Origin of the sequence: Flavobacterium hercynium, assembly GCF_002217285.1 — a bacterium.
Taxonomy (GTDB): Bacteria; Bacteroidota; Bacteroidia; order Flavobacteriales; family Flavobacteriaceae; genus Flavobacterium; species Flavobacterium hercynium.
The window spans coordinates 24,448-48,754 of the sequence record NZ_MUGW01000042.1 but is presented as its reverse complement, the minus strand read 5'-3'; the positions used below and the strand labels follow the sequence as shown (position 1 = coordinate 48,754).

17 protein-coding genes are annotated in these 24,307 nt (G+C 34.3%); 12 read left to right on the top strand and 5 right to left on the bottom strand.

What is annotated here, in order from left to right; all coding sequences use genetic code 11:
• The first annotated feature begins 32 nt into the window (after positions 1-32).
• Both B0A66_RS18030 and B0A66_RS18025 read left to right on the top strand, forming a co-directional pair.
• Positions 33-1,649 carry a mechanosensitive ion channel family protein gene (locus B0A66_RS18030; RefSeq protein ID WP_089051254.1) on the top strand — a complete coding sequence of 539 codons (1,617 nt, stop codon included), beginning with the start codon at positions 33-35 and terminating at the stop codon, positions 1,647-1,649.
• Positions 1,650-1,934: 285 nt separating this feature from the next.
• The gene (locus B0A66_RS18025; RefSeq protein ID WP_223871199.1) at positions 1,935-2,183 is read left to right on the top strand and encodes a hypothetical protein; all 249 of its coding nucleotides are present in this window, start codon (positions 1,935-1,937) and stop codon (positions 2,181-2,183) included.
• A gap of 90 nt (positions 2,184-2,273) precedes the next feature.
• Here B0A66_RS18025 and uvrA read toward each other — a convergent pair whose 3' ends face one another.
• The 3 genes from uvrA to B0A66_RS18010 form a co-directional block, all read right to left on the bottom strand.
• Positions 2,274-5,069, bottom strand: coding sequence for an excinuclease ABC subunit UvrA (gene uvrA / locus B0A66_RS18020; protein ID WP_089051252.1), 2,796 nt, complete (start codon positions 5,067-5,069; stop codon positions 2,274-2,276).
• A 342-nt stretch (positions 5,070-5,411) separates the two neighbouring features.
• Positions 5,412-5,750, bottom strand: coding sequence for a n-acetylglutamate synthase (locus tag B0A66_RS18015; protein WP_089051251.1), 339 nt, complete (start codon positions 5,748-5,750; stop codon positions 5,412-5,414).
• Positions 5,751-5,850: 100 nt separating this feature from the next.
• Positions 5,851-6,093, bottom strand: a complete 243-nt coding sequence (locus tag B0A66_RS18010; RefSeq protein WP_208862604.1) for a helix-turn-helix domain-containing protein — start codon at positions 6,091-6,093, stop codon at positions 5,851-5,853.
• Between the two features lie 564 nt (positions 6,094-6,657).
• Between B0A66_RS18010 and B0A66_RS18005 the strand changes: the two genes are divergently transcribed.
• The 9 genes from B0A66_RS18005 to B0A66_RS17970 all read left to right on the top strand — a co-directional run bounded on the left by B0A66_RS18005 (position 6,658) and on the right by B0A66_RS17970 (position 21,273).
• Entirely contained in the window at positions 6,658-9,459 is a 2,802-nt protein-coding gene (locus B0A66_RS18005) for a triple tyrosine motif-containing protein (RefSeq protein ID WP_283407332.1), read from the top strand.
• Positions 9,460-9,698: 239 nt separating this feature from the next.
• Positions 9,699-12,764 (top strand): SusC/RagA family TonB-linked outer membrane protein, encoded by a 3,066-nt coding sequence (locus B0A66_RS18000; RefSeq protein WP_089051249.1) that lies wholly within the window; start codon positions 9,699-9,701, stop codon positions 12,762-12,764.
• 10 nt (positions 12,765-12,774) lie between these two features.
• Positions 12,775-14,274, top strand: coding sequence for a RagB/SusD family nutrient uptake outer membrane protein (locus tag B0A66_RS17995; protein WP_089051248.1), 1,500 nt, complete (start codon positions 12,775-12,777; stop codon positions 14,272-14,274).
• Positions 14,275-14,286: 12 nt separating this feature from the next.
• Positions 14,287-15,894 carry a PKD domain-containing protein gene (locus B0A66_RS17990; protein ID WP_089051247.1) on the top strand — a complete coding sequence of 536 codons (1,608 nt, stop codon included), beginning with the start codon at positions 14,287-14,289 and terminating at the stop codon, positions 15,892-15,894.
• A gap of 52 nt (positions 15,895-15,946) precedes the next feature.
• A complete protein-coding gene (locus B0A66_RS17985) occupies positions 15,947-17,626 on the top strand; it encodes a family 16 glycosylhydrolase (protein ID WP_089051246.1) in 1,680 nt (559 codons plus the stop codon).
• Between the two features lie 79 nt (positions 17,627-17,705).
• Positions 17,706-18,464: a glycoside hydrolase family 16 protein gene (locus B0A66_RS17980; RefSeq protein ID WP_089051245.1), complete on the top strand. Its 759-nt coding sequence runs from the start codon at positions 17,706-17,708 to the stop codon at positions 18,462-18,464.
• Positions 18,465-18,786: 322 nt separating this feature from the next.
• Positions 18,787-19,371, top strand: coding sequence for an RNA polymerase sigma factor (locus tag B0A66_RS17975; protein ID WP_089051244.1), 585 nt, complete (start codon positions 18,787-18,789; stop codon positions 19,369-19,371).
• Positions 19,372-19,421: 50 nt separating this feature from the next.
• The gene (locus B0A66_RS22965) at positions 19,422-19,565 is read left to right on the top strand and encodes a hypothetical protein (RefSeq protein WP_165766647.1); all 144 of its coding nucleotides are present in this window, start codon (positions 19,422-19,424) and stop codon (positions 19,563-19,565) included.
• A gap of 643 nt (positions 19,566-20,208) precedes the next feature.
• Positions 20,209-21,273 (top strand): tetratricopeptide repeat protein, encoded by a 1,065-nt coding sequence (locus tag B0A66_RS17970; protein WP_089051243.1) that lies wholly within the window; start codon positions 20,209-20,211, stop codon positions 21,271-21,273.
• A 16-nt stretch (positions 21,274-21,289) separates the two neighbouring features.
• On the opposite strand, the gene B0A66_RS17965 is transcribed toward B0A66_RS17970, so the two are convergent.
• Positions 21,290-21,946 carry an endonuclease III domain-containing protein gene (locus B0A66_RS17965; RefSeq protein WP_089051242.1) on the bottom strand — a complete coding sequence of 219 codons (657 nt, stop codon included), beginning with the start codon at positions 21,944-21,946 and terminating at the stop codon, positions 21,290-21,292.
• Between the two features lie 326 nt (positions 21,947-22,272).
• Between B0A66_RS17965 and bcp the strand changes: the two genes are divergently transcribed.
• On the top strand, positions 22,273-22,725 hold the full coding sequence (gene bcp / locus B0A66_RS17960; RefSeq protein WP_089051241.1) for a thioredoxin-dependent thiol peroxidase: 453 nt from the start codon (positions 22,273-22,275) through the stop codon (positions 22,723-22,725).
• A gap of 54 nt (positions 22,726-22,779) precedes the next feature.
• Here the strand turns inward: bcp and B0A66_RS17955 are convergent, their stop codons facing one another.
• Positions 22,780-24,240 (bottom strand): TonB-dependent receptor, encoded by a 1,461-nt coding sequence (locus tag B0A66_RS17955; RefSeq protein WP_089051240.1) that lies wholly within the window; start codon positions 24,238-24,240, stop codon positions 22,780-22,782.
• Between the last annotated feature and the right edge of the window lie 67 nt (positions 24,241-24,307).

Genomic DNA, 24,307 nt, shown 5'->3' with positions numbered 1-24,307 from the left:
TTTATATTTATCTGAAAATAAATGAATTGTTTATGATAAAAGTAAAAAAGACATTACTTTGTTTTTTACTGCTCTTTGGTTTAGGGTTTTCTTTGAATGCCTTTGCGCAAAAAAAGACGGTTACGCATGTTACCTTAAAACCTTACGCTGTTGCACCTTTTAAGGATACGCTTTTTTATGTTTATAATAAAGTAGGTTCTTTTTCTGCTGAGCACAGAGCCAATCTCATTACATCAAAAATAAGGGAACTTTATGAAGATTCCTTTTTCGAAGCAGATTCGCTAAAAATTGTACGTTCCGATATTAGTCAGGATATCATGTATAAGGGCGATTTTGTAATAATGTCGGTTTTAGAAGCTGATGCTAAAGCTGAAAATCAATCAGCCATTGTTATTGCGAAACGTAATTTACAGCTCATTAAAAAAGCTATTACGTATCAGAATGAAAATCATTCAAGACTCCCCAAACGTTTAGGCTATACGGCTTTGTTAATACTAGTTATTGGCGTATTTCTGTATTTGGTTGGGAAAATTTTTAGCATCATAAAATTATATCTTTTAAAAAATAGCGATAAGCATTTTAAAGGCTTCACCTATAAGTCGATTAATTTCCTTTCGCCGGAGAAACAGCAGTTTGTCTTAATGAAACTGTTTGATTTCATTAGATTGATTACGCTAATTTTGATCGTATATCTATCTTTGCCGGTATTATTTAGTCTTTTCCCTGCTACAGAAGAATATACAACGACTTTATTGCGATGGATTTTAGCACCTGCCAAATCTGCTTTGATGGGATTTGTTGGTTTTCTGCCAAGTCTAATTACTATAATCGTTATTGTAATCATTTTTAAATATGCGATAAAAATCATCAAATTCTTTTTCGACGAAATAAAAAAGGAGAATATCAAAATTGATGGCTTTTATAGTGATTGGGCAATGCCAACTTTTAATATTGTTAGGTTTTTAATGCTGGCGTTTATGCTGGTGATAATTTTCCCGTATTTGCCGGGATCAGATTCGACTATTTTTAAAGGTGTTTCTGTATTTGTTGGTGTCCTTTTCTCATTAGGATCATCGAATGCAATTGCCAATATGGTAGCCGGTTTGGTTATTACGTATATGCGTCCGTTTAAAATGGGAGACTTTATAAAAATTGGTGATGTAAGCGGAGAAGTGATTGAAAAAACAGCCTTGGTAACCCGAATCAGAACACCAAAATTTGAAGAAATTACAATTCCAAATGCAACCGTTTTATCAAGTACATCCACAAATTACTCTGCCAATACAAAACATACTACAAATGGTCTTTTGATTCATACCACCGTTACAATAGGATACGACATACCTTGGCAGGATGTTTACAAAGTTTTGATAGAAGCGGCCTTAAAAACAGATCTTATAGTGCAAACGCCTCCGCCTTTTGTACTGCAAACCAGTTTAGAAGATTTTTATGCTTCGTATCAAATCAATGTGTACACCAAAGAACCAACCAGACAACCGCTGATTTATTCTTCATTGCATCAAAACATTCAGGATTGTTTTAATGCTGCGGGAATAGAGATTATGTCACCACATTATAGAGCCACACGCGATGGTAGTGCCATAGCCGCTCCGCCTAAGAAAAATAGTTTTGATGATCCCGATTTATAATTAACTGTTTATTAGTTATTTAAATTTAACAATTGATTTTTTGTTATTAACCTTATAAAAAGTACTTTTAGGTAAGAATTTGTTATCAGTTTAATTAATCTTATCTAAAATATCTTATAAAATGCAATAAATGGAAGGGTTATTGTGTTTATAGAGATAGTAGACTACTAAAAATAAAAGAAGAACGAAAGTGAATTGTAGTAAAATTTAGATTAATTTTTAATTTTGGTGGTTATGAAAAACAATCAATTGAGCCAGGAGCAGAGCTTGCAAGTATTTTCAAATATGATATCCAATAAGGTTCATAGAGGATTTACTTTAGAAGAACGAAATGATGAACTGCTTTTTGCAGTTCTTTCTAAGGGAGGGAAAGCAGTAGATCATGGCTTAAATTTCATAATTTTTTGCCTTACTTTGGGGTTATGGTCATTCGCATGGTTGTATTTGACTGTCGAAGCTTCGAAACCCAAAAAAGTATTGGTCGCAATCGACGAAGATGGATTTCCTTTTGAAGAAAGATGCTTGGTGGCATAGACAAGAAACGGTTTATTTTAAAAAGAGAAAGAGCCCTAAATTACAGGTAACAATGTAATTTAGGGCTCTTTATTATTTATTCGATATGAGTTAGAGTTTGTCTTTCAGGTAAATTCCCGTTACCGATTTCTTTTCTTTTGCGACATCTTCAGGAGTTCCTACGGCCAATAAGTGTCCGCCATTTTCACCACCTTCAGGTCCTAAATCAATAATCCAGTCAGCACATTTTATAAGATCAAGATTATGCTCGATCACAATAATAGAATGTCCTTTTTCAATTAAAGCATCAAAGGAAGCTAAAAGCTTTTTGATATCATGAAAATGTAATCCCGTTGTTGGTTCATCAAATACAAACAAAGCTTTGTCTTTTGTTGCCCCTTTAACTAAGAAAGATGCTAACTTAATACGTTGTGCTTCACCACCGGAAAGGGTAGATGAAGATTGTCCTAATTGCACGTAACCAAGTCCAACATCCTGCAATGGCTGCAGTTTTTGCGTGATTTTCGTTTGTTTGTTTTTATCAAAAAAGGCAATAGCATCATCGATAGTCATGGTTAGAATATCGTTGATGTTTTTATCGTCAAAATTTATTTCAAGGATCTCCTTTTTGAATCGTTTTCCTCCGCAGGTTTCACAAGGTAAAGAAACGTCGGCCATAAACACCATTTCGATATTTATAGAGCCTTCTCCCTTACAAGTTTCGCAGCGGCCACCATCAACGTTGAACGAGAAATGTTTGGCCTGATACCCTCTTATTTTAGATAATTTTTCCTTTGCATACAAGTCACGAATATCATCATACGCTTTTATGTAGGTTACAGGATTCGATCGCGAGCTTCTTCCAATCGGATTTTGATCTACATATTCAATATGCTTAATCTGAGAGAATGAACCGCTTATTTCGCTGAACTGACCTGCTTTTTCAGCAGCATTTTCAAGCTTCTTTTGCATCGCAGGAAACAATATCTTTTTAATCAAGGTACTTTTTCCACTTCCGGAAACTCCCGTGATTACGGTTAAGACATCTAACGGAAAAGTAACATTGATGTTTTTCAAGTTGTTCTCTCTGGCGCCAATAATGTCAATATGATTTTTGAATTTTCGTCTTTTTTTAGGAACCGAAATTTCCAGATCACCATTTAGATATTTTGCTGTCAAAGACTCAGATTGTAATATTTCGTCATACGTTCCCTGGGCAACTAAGTTTCCACCAAAAGTTCCAGCTTCAGGACCAATATCAATAATCATATCGGCTGCTTTCATGATGTCTTCATCATGTTCTACAACAATTACTGTATTTCCCAGATCACGAAGTGAAAGCAAAACTTTGATTAAACGCTCCGAATCCTTAGGATGCAGACCAATACTTGGCTCATCCAGAATGTACATCGAACCTACTAAGCTGCTTCCTAATGAAGTCGCCAGATTGATACGTTGTGATTCTCCTCCTGAAAGCGTTGCAGAGTTTCGGTTTAAAGTAAGGTAATCTAAGCCAACTTCTGTCAGGAAAGATAATCTGTTGTTGATTTCGACCATTAAACGTTTTGCGATTTGCTGTTCGTAAACATTTAATTCGACGTTTTTGAAAAAAGTAACGAGATGTTTAATCGGTAAATCAACTAAATCTGAAACTGTTTTTCCGTTTATTTTTACATACGAAGCTTCTTCACGTAAACGTTTTCCGCGACAAGCGTGACATTTTGTTTTTCCGCGGTAACGCGATAACATCACACGATTTTGAATTTTATAATTTTTTTCTTCCAGTTCTTTAAAGAAACCGTTCAGACCCTGAAAATATTGATTTCCTGTCCAAATAATGTCTTTTTGATCGTCCGATAATTCAAAATATGGCTTGTGAATAGGGAAGTCAAATTTATAAGCATGTTTGACCAATTCGTCCTTATACCAGCTCATGCTGTCGCCTCGCCAAGGATAAATGGCATTTTCAAACACTGATAACGAGGTATTTGGAACCACTAAATCAGCATCGATACCAATAATGTTTCCGTATCCTTCGCAAACCGGACACGCTCCATACGGATTATTAAAACTGAACAAATGTACATTCGGTTCTAAGAACGTAATCCCGTCTAATTCAAAATTGTTTGAATAAGAAAATTTTCGTTCGCCATTTAATTCCTGCAGGTAACAAATTCCTTTTCCTTCAAAAAAAGCAGTTTGTACAGCATCGGCTAAACGATTGTAGAACTCTTCTTCGTCTTTTACAACAATCCTGTCAATGATTAGTAAAATGTCTTTATTATCTAATTTATGAATTTCAGTTGGAGTAAATTCATCCAGACGCATCGTTTCATTATCAACCAAAACACGGGCAAAACCTTGTTGCAGCAACACTTTTAGTTTGTCTTCGAGTTTTCTGCCTTCTTCCAGGTGAATAGGAGCAAGCAACAGCCATTTACTGTCTAATTCTAAAGTTTTTACATCACCAACAACATCGGTAACCGTATTTTTTTTGACTTCAACTCCTGAAATTGGTGAATACGTACGACCAACTCTCGCGAACAATAGTTTTACGTAATCGTAGATTTCTGTTGAAGTTCCTACGGTAGATCGGGCGTTGGTTGTATTTACTTTTTGTTCAATAGCAATAGCGGGAGCAATACCTTTTATGTATTCTACTTTTGGCTTGTCCAGTCGTCCTAAGAACTGACGTGCGTAAGAAGATAAACTTTCTACATAACGACGTTGTCCTTCGGCATACAAAGTATCAAATGCCAAGCTTGATTTTCCTGATCCTGAGAGACCTGTAATTACGACAAGTTTATTTCTGGGAATAGCGACGTCTACATTTTTTAAATTATGTACCTGCGCTCCTTTAATGATAATATTATGTTTGGGGTCTAGTGTAGAAAGATCAATTTGCATAAAAAAAGTCAATTTCTACAAAAGTAATCAATTTTGAATTGAGTTTTGTTAATGTGATTGTTCCAAATTCTAACAGATTTGCAGTACGTTATCCTAAAATAGATTTATACAAAGAATTGTGTGGGCAAGCAAGATGCTTGAAGGCTGGAGAATTATGTAAGCGATGATATTTTATACCTAACAGGTCTCGAAGACCTGTTAGGAAACGTGATTGAGATTCGTTATCCTAACAGGTTTTTAAAACCTGTTAGGTATTTAGGATATTTCCATAAGCTTTTGAACAGAATGTTCGTTCTGAAATGGTTTAGAACAAATGATTTGCCCGACTCCACAGGAATATTTTTATTGCTCCTCAATTATTGACTCTCCTTTTGATTTGTCGCCGGAAGTCCATTCCCAGCTTTCGTGAAGACGAATTTTTCCATTTTCAAGAATTTCCGGTGTTGATTTACAAATTCCTGTCATAAGTTCATCTTTGTCGTTTACCTGGTGATAGCGCATTTCTATATTTCCCGTACTATCGACTAAACCAATTAAATGTCCATATTTAATTTTTCCGCCCGAATATTCAGAAGTCAAAACATTGTTAACTTGTTTGTAGTAAAAAATGGTTTCGTTTGTAGTTTCTCCATTTTCTGTATTACTTATCGGTCTGAATGTTTTATTGTTATAATTTATCATTCTTTAATTTGTGTTTTTTATAGCTTTTACTCGTAGTGTGTTTATTTCTGTAAAAGATTTATCATTTATTTCATTTCAATGACAAAATTGCGAAAAAGGTCTAATCTTGCTCAAATCCTTCGGAAAAAAAATCTTCGAAGGTCATTCCAAAAGCTGAAATTATTTTTGCCAGAGTACTAAATCTTAAATCTTCACCTCTTTCATATCTCCCAAATTGAGCACGAGATATATTATGCTCATAAGCAAAATACTCATAACTGGTATATCCTTTACTGATTCTTATTTCTTTTATTCTTTTACCTAAATTTTTTAATACAATATCCTTAGAGAATTCTGCTTTCATTTTTTTAATAGTTAAAATATAATTACAAAACTCATAAATACCCATCATATTAGTTACTACTAAAAAGATGTATCTTATTAGTATCTTTTTGTCGAAATTATTAAGCACTAACATTTTATACCTAACAGGTTTTTAAAACCTGTTAGGAGATGTAGTTGAGATTACTTATCCTAACAGGTTTCCAAAACCTGTTAGGTATTTGGGAAATTTGAAATAGTATGTTATTATCATAAGAAATCGAAATGACAAGAATGGGGTTAGAATCCTTATCATCTGCATACTATAAATCGTAAAGTATTTAATTGCGTTAGGGATAGAAGCGGTATCCTTTTTGTTTTTTCTTTAAAAACAAAAAGATTTAGCGGATAGCCCGGCCGGAGGAAACGCCTAAAAACTTAAAATATCACTCTTTACTTCGCTCAATAGGAATAATCAATTTTAACAGATTTGCAGAATGTATAGGTATTTTGGTATTGCAAGTTTTTTATAGCTAAAGTTTGCTGTTGTAAGATAAAATAAGCTATTTTAGAACTGTTTTTGTCGTAATAAATACCACCGCCAATTTTGAAAGCTAAACTTTTTATACTCTGCTGCCTAGTACATTTTACTCTGTTTTCTCAGGAATTACCGCCCATTATAAAATATGCTTCCACTACTTATGGAGCAGGAAATCAAAGCTGGATGATTTCGCAGGACGAGCAGAACTACCTTTATTTCGCTAATAACGAAGGACTTTTAGAATTTAATGGAACAAATTGGGAGCTGTATCCAACTCCTAACGAAACTATTATGCGTTCTGTAAAAGTAATTGACAATAAAATTTACACGGGCTGCTATATGAATTTTGGTTTTTGGACGAGACAAACCAATGGCAAACTAAAATATACTTCGCTGAGTGATACGATTAAATCAAAGATTCTGGATGACGAACAATTCTGGAATATCTTAAAGTACGACCAATGGATATTGTTTCAGTCGCTGAACAGGATTTATATTTATGACACTAAGACGAAAGGATTTAAAATAATTTCTCCTAAGAATGGCGTAGTAAAATCGTTTAGCACGCAAAAGTCAATTTATTATCAAACGATAAACGAAGGACTTTTTGAGATAGAAGGTGGAAAGGGGAAATTGATTTCTGATGATCCGCTGCTAAAAAAATACACGATTGTAAATATTTTTACGCTTGATGATGGTTTGTTGCTACAAACGCAATTAGACGGTTTTTACAAACTAACGGGTACATCGTTGACACCTTTTAAAACGGAAGCTGATGCACAGTTAAAAGCAAGTTTTGTGTACAGCAGTCAGCGTTTGGAAGACGGAAGTTATGCGCTTGGAACGGTTTCGAACGGAATTTTTATTTTATCGAAAGCGGGAAAACTGAGATATCACATTGCACAAAGTAAAGGTTTGAGTAATAATACTGCACTGTCTTTGTTTGAAGATAAAGACCAGAATGTTTGGGTTGGACTTGATAACGGAATTAATTGTATCAACTTGCAGTCGCCTGTGCATAGTTTTACTGACGATACTGGCGTTTTAGGAACCGTTTATGCTTCTATAACGCATAACGGAATTTTGTACGTAGGAACTAATCAGGGTTTGTTTTGTAAAAAATACCAGAGTAATGGCGATTTTCAGTTTATAAGCGGAACGAAAGGGCAGGTTTGGTCTTTGTATGAGTATGATAAAACGCTGTTTTGCGGTCATGATTCCGGAACGTTTGTGATTAATAATGAATCAGCTAAGAATATTTTTTCGGGTTCCGGTACCTGGAAGTTTGAACCGATTAATGGGGAAAAGAATAAATTGCTTCAGGGGAATTATTACGGAATTTCGGTTTTGGAGAAAGTAGACAATCAATGGAAATTCAGAAATAAGATTGAAGGTTTTAATTATTCGTCGCGCTACTTTGAAGTTTATCAGAATCGTGAAATCTATGTTAGTCACGAGTACAAAGGTATTTTTAGAGTACAACTTGATCGTGATCTGCGTAAAACAACTTCATTTTATGCTTATTCTTCACCGGGAAAAGGAAAAAATGCCAGTTTAGCGAAGTTTAATAAAACTATTTATTATGCGTATAAAGATGGTGTTTTTAAGTTGAATGCCACAACAAAGCAATTTGAAAAAGACAAGCAGCTGAGTGCTATTTTTGAAAAGGAAGAGTATACATCTGGAAAGTTAATTGTAGATCATTCAAATAAAATATGGCTGTTTTCTAAAAACTACATTCATTATTTTTCGTCGGGAAAGCTGACCAATCAGTTAAAGCAAAATGTGATTCCGATTCCGTCTTCGCTTACGAATTCGATGTTGGGCTTCGAAAACGTGACTCAAATAGCTAAAACGACTTATTTGATAGGAACTACGGATGGTTATTATACCTTGAATGTTGATGATTTAAGTTTTAAGAATTATAATGTTTCTATTTCAGAAATTCTGATCAATAAGCAAAATGAAATTTTAACGAATGTTATTTTAAAGGATGAAGGGCAATTTAAAGCGACTGAAAATAACATCACGATCAACTATACTGTTCCGGAGTATAATAAATACATTAATTCAGAATATCAATATTTGCTGGAAGGATTTCAGAACGAGTGGAGTGAGTGGAGTACAAGATCAACGGTAAACTTTAAAAATTTATCGCCTGGAAAATATGTTTTTAAAGTGCGTGCTAAATACGCCAATACACTTTTGCAAAATACGGCGACTTACACTTTTGTAATTGCAAAGCCTTGGTATCTGACCAATCTTGCCCTTTTTATTTATCTTTTGATGCTGTTTGTTGCAGCGTATTTTGTGAATAAAGCCTATTTGAATTTTTACCGCAAACAAAAAGAAAAACTGATTGAGGAGAATAATCTTTTACTTGAAATTAAGGAATTGGAAAATGAGCAAAAGCTTATGAAACTCAGAAACGAACAATTGTCGCAGGATGTGGATAACAAGAACAGAGAGCTGGCAGTTTCGACAATGAGTTTAAACAGTAAAAATGAGCTGCTGGCTTTTATTAAAGATGATTTGAAGAAAACGAGTCAGGATGATACTAAAAACATTAAATCTGTTATTAGAACGATCAATAATAACATAACAGAAGAAGATTCCTGGAAGGTTTTTAAAGAAGCTTTTGACAATGCCGATAAAGATTTTCTGAAAAGAATAAAACTGCTTCATCCTGCGCTTACGCCAAACGATCTGCGTCTTTGTGCATACTTGCGTCTGAATCTTTCGTCTAAAGAAATTGCCCCATTGTTTAACATCTCTGTGCGAAGTGTGGAGATAAAGAGATATCGTTTGCGTAAAAAGATGGATTTACAGCACGAAATCGGTTTAGTAGAATATATACTGGCTGTATAGTTCGTCAGAAATTGCTTAAAATCACCTATACATTACCTCAACATTAACCTTTTGTTGTGATTTGAATGTTTATATGTTAAGGAATTTAACATTCTCATTTTATGACTAAACAGGGCTTATTTTTATGATATAAAAAATTTAGATCGATTTTTTTATCATGTATGTTTTTTGTTGAGGTAAATATTATGGTTTTCTTATTCGGATAACATTAAATTTATCTTCAATAAAAACTAACTAATATGAAATCTAAATTATTACTACTAGTATTGTTACTATTTACATCTTTTGCATTTTCGCAATCGATTGATGTAACCGGAACTGTACTTGATGGCTCAGGTTTATCATTGCCGGGCGTAAATGTAAAAGTGAAAGGAGCATCGCAAAGTACAACCACAGACTTTGATGGTTCTTTTAAATTAACAGGTGTCCCAAAAGGTGCCACAATTGTTTTAAGTTATATTGGTTTCCGAACTCAGGAAGTCGAAGTTACAGGAACTAAGCTAACCGTAAAAATGGTCGATGACGCAAAATCACTGGATGAGGTTGTTGTGATTGGTTACGGTAGTCAAAAGAAAAGAGAAGTTACCGGAGCTGTTGCTGTTTTGGACAGTAAAACACTTGATGTTTTGAAACCGGCTCGTATTGAGCAGGCTTTGCAAGGAACAATTTCCGGTGTAAATGTTACTACACAATCCGGATCTCCGGGTGCACCGCTTGATATTCGTATTAGAGGTGTGGGTACAAACGGACAAGCTGGTCCTGTAACTTTTATAGATGGTTATATGGGAGACTTAAACCTTATTAGTCCAAATGATATTGAAACGATTACTGTTTTAAAAGATGCTCAGGCTGCTATCTACGGATCTATTGGAGCGAATGGTGTTATTTTAGTAACTACTAAAATGGGTAAAAGAAATTCTAAAGCAAGAGTTTCGTTTAATACCTATACTGGTTTTCAGGAAGCTTCAAGAAAACTACCAATGCTGGACGCTACAGAATATGCTCTATTATTAAACGAAAGTTATTCTAATGGCGGAAGAGCGTTGCCTTATCCAAGTGTTACCGGATTAGGAGCAGGAACGAAATGGCAAGATCAGGTTATGGGCACAGGTGTTCCTATTTTGAATCATGATTTGTCTATTTCCGGAGGATCAGATAAAATGACCTATTCGATAAGTGGTTCGCACTTAGATCAGGAAGGTATTGTTGGAAGAGATAAATCAGGATTTCTTAGAAATACAGCAAGAATCGCATTAGGTGCAGATTTGACGGATAAAATCAAAGTAAAAACAAATGTTATTTATACATACGTTAATAGAAAAACTATTAACGAAAATGGTTTAGGTTCTGTTTTGTTTAATGCCTTAAACGTGCCGGCAACTCTTAGTCCAAAAGATGAAAACGGAGAGTTTACTTTGGTACCAAGTACAACCGGATTAGGAACAGAAATTATCAATCCGTTAGCACAAGTTGATAATACTTACAACGCTTATAATTTGAAAAAGATCAACGGAAACTTTGGTTTAGATTATAAAATGTTCGATGGATTTGTTTTAACGAGTTCAATGGGTTTTAATTCGGCAAATAGTGAATCAAAAACATTCGGAAAACAAATTAGCTACGGAGGAAAAGTTTTTGATGTACAAAGAAGTTCTGTTACACAAGGAGCGGTAAACGATAATAACTATTCGTTTGATATTTATGGTACATATACAAAGAAAATTGCTAATGATCATAATATTACAGGAACACTTGGTTCAACGATATACAGAGAATGGGGTAACGGATTAACTGCAACAGGTTATGATGTACCAAACAATTCTTGGGAATTTGCAGATATATCATTGACAAAAGGTTTACCGGAAACAGTAAACAATACATCTTATATCTACGACGAAAGAAGACTTTCTTATTTTGGAAGATTACAGTATGATTATCAGGGAAGATATTTGTTATCTGCTATTCTTAGACGAGATTCTTCTACTAAGTTTGGACCAGGAAACAAAGTAGGTTACTTTCCCTCTTTTACAGGAGGTTGGGTAATTTCTGATGAAGAATTTTTTGGAGATCCAAAAAGCTTTAGTTTCTTAAAATTAAGAGCAAGTTATGGTACTTTAGGAAATGACCAGATTCCTAAATATGGCTTTTTAGGTCTTTTATCAGGAGAAGCAACGTATGTTCTTGATGGTACTTTAGTAAACGGAAGAGCTGAAGGACAAGTTCCGAATCCGGATATCAAATGGGAAGAAGCCAAAAAATTTGATGTTGGTTTTGATATGAGATTTTTTAATGATAAAGTAAATGTTGTAGCAGATTATTTTATCGATACCAGAAAAGATTTATTGATTCCAGGTATTCCGGTTTCAGGAATTGTGGGAGTAGGTGCTCCGGGTGCAAGTTCTCCAACGCTAAATGCAGGAACGGTTAAAAATTCAGGATTTGAATTTGCGATAGATTATAAAGAAAAATTTTCTGATTCATTCTCAGCAAGTTTTGGTTATAATGTAACGTTCCTTAAAAATGAAGTAACAAAAGTTAACAACGGAACTGGTTTTATCGAAGGCGGTTCTTTTGGAGTAGGACAACAGGCTGCTTCCAGAATGGAAGCTGGTCATGCAATAGGATATTTTTATGGTTACAAAACCGATGGAATCTTTCAGAATCAGGCAGAAGTTGCTGCTCATCCGTCGCAACTGGCTTTAGGAGCTAATGCTGCTCCCGGAGACATTCGTTATGTAGATGTTAACGGTGATGGTGTAATTGATTCAAAAGACAGAACTAATATTGGCGATCCAATTGCAGATGCTACAATGGGTTTCAATATTCAGTTAAATTATAAAAATTTAGATTTTGCTGTCTTTACATTTGCTTCTATAGGAAATGAAATGGTACGTAATTACGAAAGAGTACTTTCTGACGCTAACAGATTAGATTACGTTTTGGACAGATGGACAGGTGAAGGAACCAGTACTACAGTACCTCGTGTAACAACTGGTGCTACATCAAACAATGTTCTATCTGACTATTTTGTAGAAGATGCTTCTTACGTAAGAATCCAAAACATACAATTAGGCTATACGCTTAGCCCAAAAGTGATTCAAAAAGCCGGAATTACAAAACTGCGTCTTTATGCAGGAGTAAACAATTTGTACACTTTTACCAAATATAAAGGTTTTGACCCGGGAGCTTCATTTGGACCAACTAATCAGGATCAGGTTTCACAATCTCCTATTGGAGCCGGAATCGATTACGGATTTTATCCTGTGCCAAGAACTTACTTAATGGGTTTAAACGTTAATTTTTAATTCAATTAAAATGAAAAAGTATTTATTTACCATCATTATACCACTAACTCTACTTTCAGTGCTAAGTATTTCCTGTTCGGATGAGTTTGTAGATCCTAAACCAGAATATTCAATTGATTCTGAAAATTACTTTAATTCAAAAGAAGAATACGATCAGGCTTTGATTGCTGCGTACGATTTGCTTCAGTCTTCGTATGTAAATGTTTTATTAGGAGAAATAGCTTCAGATAATACTTTGGCAGGAGGAGAAAGCCCATCAGATGTAATTGGTTTTCAGCAAATCGATGATATGATTCACACTCCGGTGAACAGCAACTTAAAAGATATTTGGAACTGGATGTTCGCAGGTGTTCAGCGCACGAATTATATTCTTGAATTTCAAGACAAAACAGATTTCGAAGGCAAAAATCAGCTGATTGCCGAAACGCGTTTTTTAAGAGCGTACTATCAATTTGAACTAGTAAAATGGTTTGGCGGTATCCCGATGAAAGGCGACGCAAGATTTAAAATTGGGGATGAAAAATTAGTGAAACGTTCGTCAGTAGCAGAAGTATACGCTTCTATTGAGGCTGATTTAATTTTCGCGGTAGACAATTTATCTCCAACTGCGGCTCAAAAGGGGCGTGTTACAAAAGGTGCTGCTCAGGCATTACTAGGTAAAGCTTACTTGTATCAGGATAAATTTGCAGAATCTGCAAGTACATTACAAGGATTAATAACAGGATCACCATATTCATTAGTAACCGATTATGATGCTATGTTTGAAGCAGCTGGAGAAAACGGAGCAGAATCTGTTTTTGAAGTACAATATACAGATGTTGAAGGTGCAGGTTTTGGATGTTTACAATGTAGTGAAGGAAACGTTGCTGTAGGTTTCAGCGGTGTTAGAAATTTCAGCGGACCACTTTTTTCTCCTGGTTTTAGTTTTAACCTTCCAACTCAGGAATCTTTTAATGCTTTTGAGGTTGGAGACAAGCGTAAAGCGGTTGCGATATTAGATATTGCTGCTTTTGCTGCTGCTAATACTTCTTATGATAACGGAAAAGGAGTTGCTTACGGAAAAGGAAATGAAGATACCGGTTTCTTCAACAGAAAATACCTTCCGAGAAAGAGAGATAAAAATGCTGCAGGAGATTTAAATCTTACTAATCCAAACAATTACAGAGCAATACGTTATGCTGATGTTTTATTGATGGCTGCAGAAGCTTACAACAGAGGAGGAATTAATGATGCTCAGGCAAGAGAATATCTAAATCAGGTGAGAAGACGTGCCTTTGGAGATAACAATCATGATGTATCTGCTTCGGGTGCTGCATTAACAGATTTTATTTTAGCAGAAAGAAGATTGGAACTTTTTGGAGAAGGTCATCGTTTTTTCGATTTAGTGAGAACCAAAAGAGCAGAAGGAACAATACCTGGCTTTAAGGCTAATAAAAATGAATTGTTTCCACTTCCAATTGAAGAAATTCAATTTGCTGCCGGAAATTGGGATCAAAACCCTGGATACTAAAAAATATTAATTATGAAAAAATTACATTTTATTATAAGTTTTTTCGTTTTAGCAATGCTCGCAGCTTGCTCAAATGATGATATTAGCGATATTAATTTAGATAATTTAACAGCGCCGGAAAATGTAACGGCACTTGCTACCGTAACACAGGACAATTCAGGGAGTGTGACTTTTTTACCAAAAGGAGAAGGTGTAACACAATACAAAATTAATTTTGGTGACGGAAGTCCCGAATCCGATTATGTATCTCCTGGAGCAACAATAACACATGCTTACAAAGAAGGAATCTACAAAGCAAAAATTATTGCAATGGGATTAAACGGAAAAACGACTGAAGTAGAGCAAGAAGTTATTGTTTCTTTTAGAGCTCCGGAAAATTTAGTAGTAGAGGTTACGACAGATCCAGCAATCTCTAAAAAGGTAACCGTAAAAGCAACTGCTGATTTTGCATTGTTTTATGATATTTATTTTGGAGAAGATGATAACGAGAATCCAGTTTCTATTAACAATGGACAAACGGCTTCTTTCACTTATAAGCAAGCTGGTACGTATACCATTCGTGTGGTTGCAAAAAGTGCAGCAATTAAAACAACAGAGTCTTCGCAAGAGGTTACTGCAGTTTTAATTTTAAATCCAACTAGTGCAGCACCAAAACCGCCAACAAGAGCAGCAGGTAATGTTATTTCTATTTATAGTTCAGAATACAGCAATCTTGCAGGAATAAATTATTTTCCTGATTGGGGTCAGGGAAGTCAGGGAAGCAGCTGGGCAGAATTTGATCTGAACGGTAAAAAAGTCCTAAATTATATTAATTTAAGCTATCAGGGTATTGAACTAAAAAGTGGAACAAGCGCAGATGTTACCGGTATGGATTACGTTCACATGGATGTATGGACAGCAGATTTAGAGAAAATTGAAACTTTTTTAATTAGCGGATCAAGCGGTGAAAAGGGAGTTGTAAAAGACCTTACTCTTAATCAATGGACTAGTATTGATATTCCAATCTCCGATTTTACTAGTCAGGGATTAAGCGTAGCTGACATTATTCAGTTTAAATTTGTTGGAACGCCGTGGGCAGGAGGAAGTGTTTATATTGATAACATTTATTTCTACAAAGAGCAGGAATCATTGAGTACTCCGGCACCAACGCCAACAAAAGCAGCGGGAGATGTAATATCATTGTTTAGTAATGCTTATACCAATATTCCTATGACGACCTGGCGTACAGATTGGTCAAATGCTACATTAGAAGAAACAGCTATTGCAGGAAATGCAGTGAAGAAATATGCTAATCTGGACTTTGTGGGTACTGAACCTGTAACTCCAATTGATGCAACCGCTATGACACACTTTCATGTTGATGTATGGTCTTCTGAATTTACAGCATTTAAAATAAAATTAGTAGACTTTGGACCTAACGGAACTTATGCAGGTGGTGATGATAAAGAACATGAACTTACAATAACGGCTCCGGCATTGGGAACTTGGGTTAGTTTAGATATTCCATTATCTGATTTTGAGGGATTAACAACACGAGCACATATAGCGCAGCTTATTTATGTTGGAACTCCTACAGGAGCAAATACGGTATATATTGACAATGTTTATTTTCATAAATAGAAAATGAAATCAGTCAGTACATTAAAATTTACATTTTATAAAAACACTTGAAATGAAAAAATATAATAAATATTTCGTCTTCCTTTTTGCGCTGCTATTAGCCATAAGCTGTCAAAAAGATGATTACTCTTTTGGAGCTATCAATGCACCAACTAATCTGGAAGTAACTGCTGAAATTGTGGGGAAAACCGCTGATGCTCCTTTTGGTGACGGATCAGGACTTGTAAAACTAACTTCTACAGCGGGTAATGCTATTTCGTATAAATATGTATTTAGCGATGGAACAACAGAAAACGCTCCAAATGGTGTATACACAAAACGTTTTACAAAAACGGGAGTAAATAAGTATGTAGTAACAGTAGTAAGTGCCGGAAAAGGAGGTGTTTCTACGACTAGTACACTTGAGGTTGAGGTTTTGAGTGATTTTAGCGATCATGAAGCTGTTGAGTTTTTAACAGGAGGAACGTCTAAAAAATGGTATTGGTCAGCATCAGAACCTGGACATTTAGGAGTAGGTCAGAATGATGGAAATGCTGAGAAAAACTATTATCCTAATCATTATCAGGCTGGAGCTTTTGAAAAAGCAAATGCACCTTCCAGCAGTTGTTTATACGAAAACGTTTTGACCTTTTCGTTAGATGGAGAAACACTTAAATTTCAGTTAGACAATGGCGGAGCAACTTTCTTCAATAAAGCTTTTGGTAGCGTAGCAGGTGTGTCTTTAGGTGATGATGCTTGTTTACCTTATGATGTAAGCGCTGTAAAAACAGTTTCATTAAGTCCTTCAGAATCTGTTGTAACTAAGAATCCGGAACATGCAACGCAAACCCGCGGAACAATGCTTAATTTCTCTGACGGAGGATTCATGGGGTATTATATAGGACAAAGTTCGTATGAAATTATATCGATTACAGCTAACAGAATGGTAGTAAGAGCTGTAATGGGAGGAGATGCTTCATTGGCATGGTACCATATTTTTACAACAGTACCGCCAAATCAAAATCCGGAACCAGAACCGCCAGTTGATGAGTACACCAAATTAGTATGGTCTGATGAATTTGATACAGATGGTGCGCCAGATCCAACAAAATGGACCGCTGAATTAGGTACTGGAGATAATGGTTGGGGAAATAACGAAAAACAAAGTTATACCAATTCACCTACGAATGTAAAAGTTCAAGGAGGAAGCTTGATTATTACGGCTAAAAAAGAAACTATTGGTACAGCAGCTTACTCTTCTGCAAGATTGAAATCAGAAAACAAATATGAGTTCACTTACGGAAAAGTCGAAATCCGTGCTAAACTGCCAATCGGAAAAGGTACCTGGCCAGCGCTCTGGATGCTAGGAGAGGATTACGCTATCAATGATTGGCCAGCATGTGGTGAAATAGATATTATGGAACATATAGGTAATAATCAGGATCATGTATTAGGAACGTTGCATTACCCAGGACGTTCAGGAGGAAATGCCGATTCAGGCGGAAAAACAATTCCAAATGTTTCAACAGAGTTTCATGTGTATAAAGCAATTTGGAGTCCTACAGTGATACAAATTTATGCTGATAATACATTACTTCATTCTGTTCCTAACAATAGTTCACTTCCGTTCAACAAGAATTTCTTTTTAATTCTTAACGTGGCAATGGGAGGAAACTTAGGAGGAGCAATTGATTCTGCTTTTACACAGTCTTCTATGGAAATCGACTATGTAAGAGTGTACAATAAACCATAAATAAATTAATTAGTAAGTATGAAATAAGAAGGTCAGTCTTAGGCTGGCCTTTTTACTTCAGAAATTTAAAAAACATACTATGAAAAAAGTATTAGTACTTATTCTGATCAGCAGTTTTAGTTTTGCTCAGGAAGTGAAAAGAAAATTGGTCTGGGAAGAAAATTTTAATAAAAAAAATCTAAACGAAGCCAACTGGAATTATGAATTGGGCGACGGTTGCCCAAATTTATGTGGTTGGGGAAATAACGAAAGACAGATTTACACCAAAGACAACCATCAATTTAAAGATGGCAACTTTATTATTGAAGGAAGAAAAGAAGGCGATAAATACACTTCTACTAAAATTACAACAAAAGGCAAAAAAGAGTTTTTATACGGGCGAATAGAAGCAAGAGCAAAATTACCTGTCGGTCATGGTTTGTGGCCTGCTTTCTGGATGTTAGGAGCGAATATCGATGAAGTGAAATGGCCAAAAACTGGCGAGATTGATATTTTGGAATATATTGGTAGAGATCCGCACATGGTGTATACAACTTTGCATACTCAGGATAGTCACGGAAACACCATAAACACAAAGAGAACTCCTTTTCCAACGATTGAAGAGGGCTATCATGTTTACGCTATAGAATGGACAAAAGAAAAGATTGATTTTTTTGTAGATACAACTTTAGTATACACGTTTAATCCTGAAATTAAAAATGAAGATACATGGCCTTTTGATAAACCATTTTATATTATTATAAATCTGGCAATTGGAGGGAATTTTGGAGGTCCTGCCGTAGATGATAATGTGTTGCCACAAAAGTATTATGTTGATTATGTCCGTGTTTACCAATAATACGAAGTAAAATAAATATTATTAAAATTAAAAGGGGTTAAATTACTTGTAATGAGTATTTTAACTCTTTTTTATTTTGTCCTATTTTGTTAAAATAAAGTTGTAAATTGACATTAATAAATGCTTTTTATACAAAACTTGATTTTAATTTAAATTATTTACGATTTTAGTAACAATTATTTTTCATTTGAGTTGCTTTATAAAATAAATATTTGTTAAATTTGGACACTTAATTAACATAAAAAAAGAGACGCCTATACAATAAAATTACTTTTTAGAGAAAATTACTCGAAATTTTAAACAAGAACTAAAAAGTAGTATTATGGCTGATCTGCATATTCCAGACGCTCTATTGGTGAAGAACTATGTGCAAGGCAATGAAAATGCCCTTGCAACATTGATAAAAAGGCACGAGTCTAAGATATATGGATTTATATATTCTAAGATTTCGGATAGAGATATTTCAAATGATATTTTTCAAGATACTTTCATTAAGGTAATCAAAACCCTTAAAAGTAACTCCTATAATGAAGAAGGTAAATTTTTACCATGGGTAATGCGAATTTCCCACAACTTGATTGTGGATCATTTTCGTAAAACCAAAAAAATGCCAATGTACAGAGAAACAGAAGAGTTTTCTATATTTTCTGTAATGTCGGATGATACTTTAACAATCGAAAATAAAATGATTTTTGATCAGGTTGAGGTAGATTTAAAAAAGATAATTGAAGAGCTTCCAGAAGATCAAAAAGAGGTTTTAGTAATGCGTATGTATCAGGATATGAGCTTTAAAGAGATATCTGAACTGACAGGTGTAAGTATTAATACAGCACTGGGAAGAATGCGATACGCACTAATGAATTTAAGAAAAATAATTGACAAACATCAAATTATTTTAACCAACTAATACTATTTTGACTATTAGCTCGTTATACTTTATATAAAACATTTGATAGTATGGCGAAAATTTACTCTAAAAAGGCATTAGCTTCTAAAATCTTAAAACCTAAAAAAGAAGTTGTTTCTTTTTTACTAAATTATTCACAAGCACTTACGGTTGTGAAAATTGACGAGAAAAGTTATGAGATTATAGCTAACTAAACAGCCCACCAAAACGGTCGGATGTTTAGTCGAAAGAAAAACCAAATGGTCGTTTTGGTTAAAACTCACTATTTGTATGAAAATACAGATAGTGAGTTTTTTTTATTTCAAAATTTATCGCAAGCACTGTTTTCGCAGTAAATACGGTGCGTTTCGCGTTTAATGGTCTTATTAGTAAGTGATTACAAAATTGCTTTTGAAAGAAATTTTTGTAGCTTTTTGTTAAATTTTTATATTTTGCTTCACTTTTATTTATTTATTCAATTTTTAATTTTATTTTAGTTAAAAAGTAATTTTTAATTCAATATTATTGACCAAATAGAATATTTAATGAGCTAAAATATTACTTGTTTTAAATTTTGAATAATTTTTTAGAATTACATATTAACCCCCGAAATACCACATGTTTATGATGAAAAACTACATTACTACATTTTGTTCGTTTCAAGTCTCGTCTTATTCAAAGACTAGTATAATTATCAGTTAGCTTTTATTTAGAAGAATTAAAGGAGGCAAAAAACCATTGTCATTCTTTAATTGTGTATTGTTTCAGGTTTTTGAGATTATTTTTTTTCTCAAAGGTTTGTTGCAATATCCTTTATAAAGCTGTAAAACTCTATTTAACAAACTAAACCAAACCAAAATGAAGAAAAATTTTAAAATACTGGGATTCCTACTATTGATAACTGCGAGCGTTTTTGCTCAAAAAGACGAAATAAAAGAAGCACAATCTAATTTCGAAAAAGGCAAAATTCAGGAAGCGCAGGCAATTTTGAAAAAAATAGAATACTTAATTGTAAATGCCCCTGACGAAACTAAATCTGATTTCTTTTATATTAAAGGAAATGTCTACAAAGATCTGGCAACCAAAAATATCGATGCAGCCGCTAATTTTGCAATAGCATCTGGCGCTTATCAGGATGTACTTTTGTATGAAAACGATTCTCGTAATTATAAATATGCATTTAAGGCGAATTTAGCTTTAAAAGATATGAAGTCTGTATTAGTAAATGGTGCATTCAGCGATTATAAAGAAGGAAAATTTAAAGAAAGTGCTGCTAAAAGCTACGAAGTTTATTTGTTTGATAAAAGAGATACATTAAATCTTTTAAATGCTGCTACATCATCCTTGACAGCCAAAGATTATACAACAGCTGTTAAATATTACGAGCAGCTTAGAAAAATAAACTATACAGGAAGAGGGATGGTTTATTATGCGACGAATAAAAAGACAAAGTTAGAAGAAGCATTTATTTCTATGAGTGCACGCGAGTCTAATATTAGAGAGGGACTATTTGAAAAACCAAGAAATGTTTTTCCACCATCGAAAAGAGAAGAAATCTTGAGTGATCTTGCCTTTGCCTGTTTAGAAACTAAAGATTATACTAAGGCAGATAAATATTATGAAGAAGGGTTACAGGTAAATCCAAACTGTGTAGATTGTTATATCAATCAGGCATTTGTAAAATTGCAATTGAAGAAAGATTTAGTAGATCAAATGGCATTGTTAGGAAATAGCGCCAATGATATGAAAGAATATGATAAACTCGATGCTAAAAAAGATGAAATAGTAAAAAGTGCTATTCCTTATCTTAAAAAAGCATTAAGTCTTGAACCTAAGAATGAAGATGCTATAAAATCGCTTCTTGGAGTTTACCGAGCGCTCAATATGACTGCTGAGTACAACACGCTCAAAAGCGGTATGTAAAAGCTTAAAGAAGCTGCTAAACTTTACCTTTAGCAGCTTCTTCAATTATAGATTTTTTGCCAATCGTTCGGGTAATAATATCTTTTTCCAGACTCCAGCCTCTTGCAGGTGAATATTCTCTTCCGTACCAGATAATCTGCAAATGCAGATCATTCCATATAGCTTTAGGGAAAAGACGTTTAGCATCTTTTTCAGTTTGTACCACATTTTTACCGTTCGATAAATTCCAGCGATACATTAACCTGTGAATGTGTGTGTCAACGGGAAAAGCAGGAACTCCAAAAGCCTGAGACATGACAACGCTGGCTGTTTTATGTCCAACCGCAGGTAGAGCTTCAAGTGCTTCAAAACTTTGCGGAACTTCACCATTATGCTTGTCAATTAAGATATGCGATAAACCATGAATACCTTTCGATTTCATTGGTGACAAGCCACAAGGCCTGATAATTTCTTTAATTTCTTCCACCGACATTTTAATCATATCATACGGATTGTCAGCCTTTGCAAAAAGCAACGGTGTAATTTGATTAACGCGGACATCGGTACATTGAGCAGAAAGCAAAACAGCAATAAGTAAAGTATAAGGATCTTTATGGTCTAATGGAACAGGTATAGTAGGGTAGAGTTCTTTTAACGTATTTATAACAAATGTTACGCGAGCTTCTTTATTCATTTCCGTAATTTTAATCCCGTAAAAATAGTTATTTATTGTTGAATCGTTGATTTGTTTAACTGTTTAATCGGTAAATTGTTTGATCGTTAATTTGTTGAATCGTTGATTTGTTGAATCGTTGATTTGTTGAATCGGTTAATTGTTTAAGTGTTTAATCGTTTATGACTTAATCTTTAAATATTTCAATCATTCAATTTTTCAATAAAAAATAAAAAATAAAAAATGTTTAATCGTTTAGCAATTAATCTTTAAATATTTCAATCATTAAATTTTTCAATCAAAAAATCAAAAATCTAAAGTCTAAAATCAAAAATCTAAAATAAGATATGGTAACATTACAAAAAGGAGATAAAGCTCCAAATTTTTCAGGAGTAGATCAGGAAGGTAAAACGCATACATTGGCGGATTATGCAGGAAAGAAATTAGTAGTTTTCTTTTATCCAAAAGCAAGTACGCCAGGTTGTACGGCAGAAGCTTGTGATTTGCGTGATAATTTTGAACGATTTAAAGCTAATAACTATGAGCTTTTAGGTGTAAGTGCTGACAGTGCAAAAGCACAATTGAAATTTAAAGACAAATACGAATTACCTTTTCCGTTATTGGCGGATGAAGATAAATCGGTAATTACTGCATTTGGTGTTTGGGGACCTAAAAAGTTTATGGGTAAGGAATATGACGGAATTCATAGAACAACCTTCGTAATCGATGAAAAAGGTATTATTGATGAGGTTATTTCGCAAGTTAAAACAAAAGAACACGCTGCTCAAATCTTAAAATAAAGGAATAAAAAAAGTCCAAAATAGAAATTTTCTTATTTGGACTTTTTTTTATGTTTATAGTTTTTGCTCTAATTCTTTTTGCGGATGATATCCAAAAAGATGATGCTCTTTTATAATTTCCGGTATTCCTTCCGGTAACATGTGTTCCCATCCAGGTAATCCTTGATTGATCATTTTTAAAACTTCTCGAGAGAAAACCTCTAAGTTATTTGGGTTGTAATTCGCAATATCCACTACTTTTCCGTTGAATTTGAAGAACTTGTACAATTCTTTCATTCTAGGATGTACTTTTAAGTTGGTAGAATTCATCAGAACGCCATTTTCGTCTAACATCGGATATAAGAAAACTTTCATATCTCTGTAGAATAATTTTCCAAATGCTTCCAGAATTCCTCCGCTCAGGTGACGGTAGTATTTCTCGTCAAAAATATCAACTAAATTGTTAACTCCCATTGCCAATCCCATTCTGGCTTTAGTATAGTTAGCAAAATATTCAACCACTTTGTAATATTCCTGAAAATTCGAAATCATAACAGTCTGTCCCAATGAGCAAAGCAATTCAGCTCTGTCCATAAAGTCACGTTCATCAATTTCACCATCTGAACGTAGATTCGAAAGGGTAATTTCAAAAACGACTAAAGTATTGTCTTTTTCAACTTTATTTTCTTCAAGGAACATGTTCAGCGATTTCTCGTACATGTCCATGTTTACCTTAGTTACCGGACGAAAACTTCCTCTTAAAGCAAGAAGATTCTTTTTATATAAAATCGCAGCCGGTAAAATATTTTTTCCTTCAGGATTAAACATTACGGCGTCAGTCATTCCGTTTTTAACCAATTGTAAACTCATCAAACGATTGTCAACATCTGCAAAACGAGGTCCTGAGAAGTTAATCGTATCAATTTCAAGCTGGTCTTTGTCTAAGTGATCGTATAAGTAACGAAGTAATCGTTTAGGATCATTGTATTTGTAAAAAGCACCGTAAATTAAGTTTACACCTAAAATACCAAGTGTTTCCTGTTGTAGTCTGGCATCAGTTTCTTTAAAACGAATGTGTAGAATAATTTCGTTGTAAGCTTCGTCAGGTTCAATTTGGTATCGGATTCCAACCCAACCGTGACCTTTAAATTGTTTTGCAAAATCTATTGTTGCAACGGTATTGGCGTAACTAAAGAAAAGTTTGGTAGGATGTTTTTCTCTGCTTAATCGTTCTTCGATTATCTGACCTTCGAGAGTCAGCATTTTTTTTAATCGCTCTTCGGTTACATAGCGACCATCTTTTTCAATTCCGTAAACGGCATCACTAAAATCTTTGTCATAGGCAGACATAGCTTTCGCGATTGTTCCTGAGGAACCTCCGGATCTAAAAAAATGCCTAACGGTTTCTTGTCCAGCACCAATTTCAGCAAATGTTCCGTAGATATTCTCATTTAAATTAATCCGTAACGCTTTGTCTTTTATAGAAGGAATCTGTTCGATGACCTTGTCACCCTTTAATTTTATTTCTGTACCCATTTTATTTTAAATAGATTTGTTACAAAGTTAGCAAATTAGGCTTCTAATGAAAGAGAAATAATCCTAT

What these genes read in the sequence shown, in the direction of transcription:
- B0A66_RS18030 (WP_089051254.1), top strand. Translation starts at nt 33, where the DNA reads ATGATAAAAGTAAAAAAGACATTACTTTGTTTTTTACTGCTCTTTGGT.
- B0A66_RS18025 (WP_223871199.1), top strand. Translation starts at nt 1,935, where the DNA reads ATGATATCCAATAAGGTTCATAGAGGATTTACTTTAGAAGAACGAAAT.
- B0A66_RS17970 (WP_089051243.1), top strand. Translation starts at nt 20,209, where the DNA reads ATGAAGAAAAATTTTAAAATACTGGGATTCCTACTATTGATAACTGCG.
- B0A66_RS18015 (WP_089051251.1), bottom strand. Translation starts at nt 5,750, where the DNA reads ATGATAAATTATAACAATAAAACATTCAGACCGATAAGTAATACAGAA.
- B0A66_RS22965 (WP_165766647.1), top strand. Translation starts at nt 19,422, where the DNA reads ATGGCGAAAATTTACTCTAAAAAGGCATTAGCTTCTAAAATCTTAAAA.
- B0A66_RS17980 (WP_089051245.1), top strand. Translation starts at nt 17,706, where the DNA reads ATGAAAAAAGTATTAGTACTTATTCTGATCAGCAGTTTTAGTTTTGCT.
- bcp (WP_089051241.1), top strand. Translation starts at nt 22,273, where the DNA reads ATGGTAACATTACAAAAAGGAGATAAAGCTCCAAATTTTTCAGGAGTA.
- B0A66_RS17975 (WP_089051244.1), top strand. Translation starts at nt 18,787, where the DNA reads ATGGCTGATCTGCATATTCCAGACGCTCTATTGGTGAAGAACTATGTG.
- B0A66_RS17990 (WP_089051247.1), top strand. Translation starts at nt 14,287, where the DNA reads ATGAAAAAATTACATTTTATTATAAGTTTTTTCGTTTTAGCAATGCTC.
- B0A66_RS17965 (WP_089051242.1), bottom strand. Translation starts at nt 21,946, where the DNA reads ATGAATAAAGAAGCTCGCGTAACATTTGTTATAAATACGTTAAAAGAA.
- B0A66_RS17985 (WP_089051246.1), top strand. Translation starts at nt 15,947, where the DNA reads ATGAAAAAATATAATAAATATTTCGTCTTCCTTTTTGCGCTGCTATTA.
- uvrA (WP_089051252.1), bottom strand. Translation starts at nt 5,069, where the DNA reads ATGCAAATTGATCTTTCTACACTAGACCCCAAACATAATATTATCATT.
- B0A66_RS17995 (WP_089051248.1), top strand. Translation starts at nt 12,775, where the DNA reads ATGAAAAAGTATTTATTTACCATCATTATACCACTAACTCTACTTTCA.
- B0A66_RS18000 (WP_089051249.1), top strand. Translation starts at nt 9,699, where the DNA reads ATGAAATCTAAATTATTACTACTAGTATTGTTACTATTTACATCTTTT.
- B0A66_RS18010 (WP_208862604.1), bottom strand. Translation starts at nt 6,093, where the DNA reads ATGAAAGCAGAATTCTCTAAGGATATTGTATTAAAAAATTTAGGTAAA.
- B0A66_RS17955 (WP_089051240.1), bottom strand. Translation starts at nt 24,240, where the DNA reads ATGGGTACAGAAATAAAATTAAAGGGTGACAAGGTCATCGAACAGATT.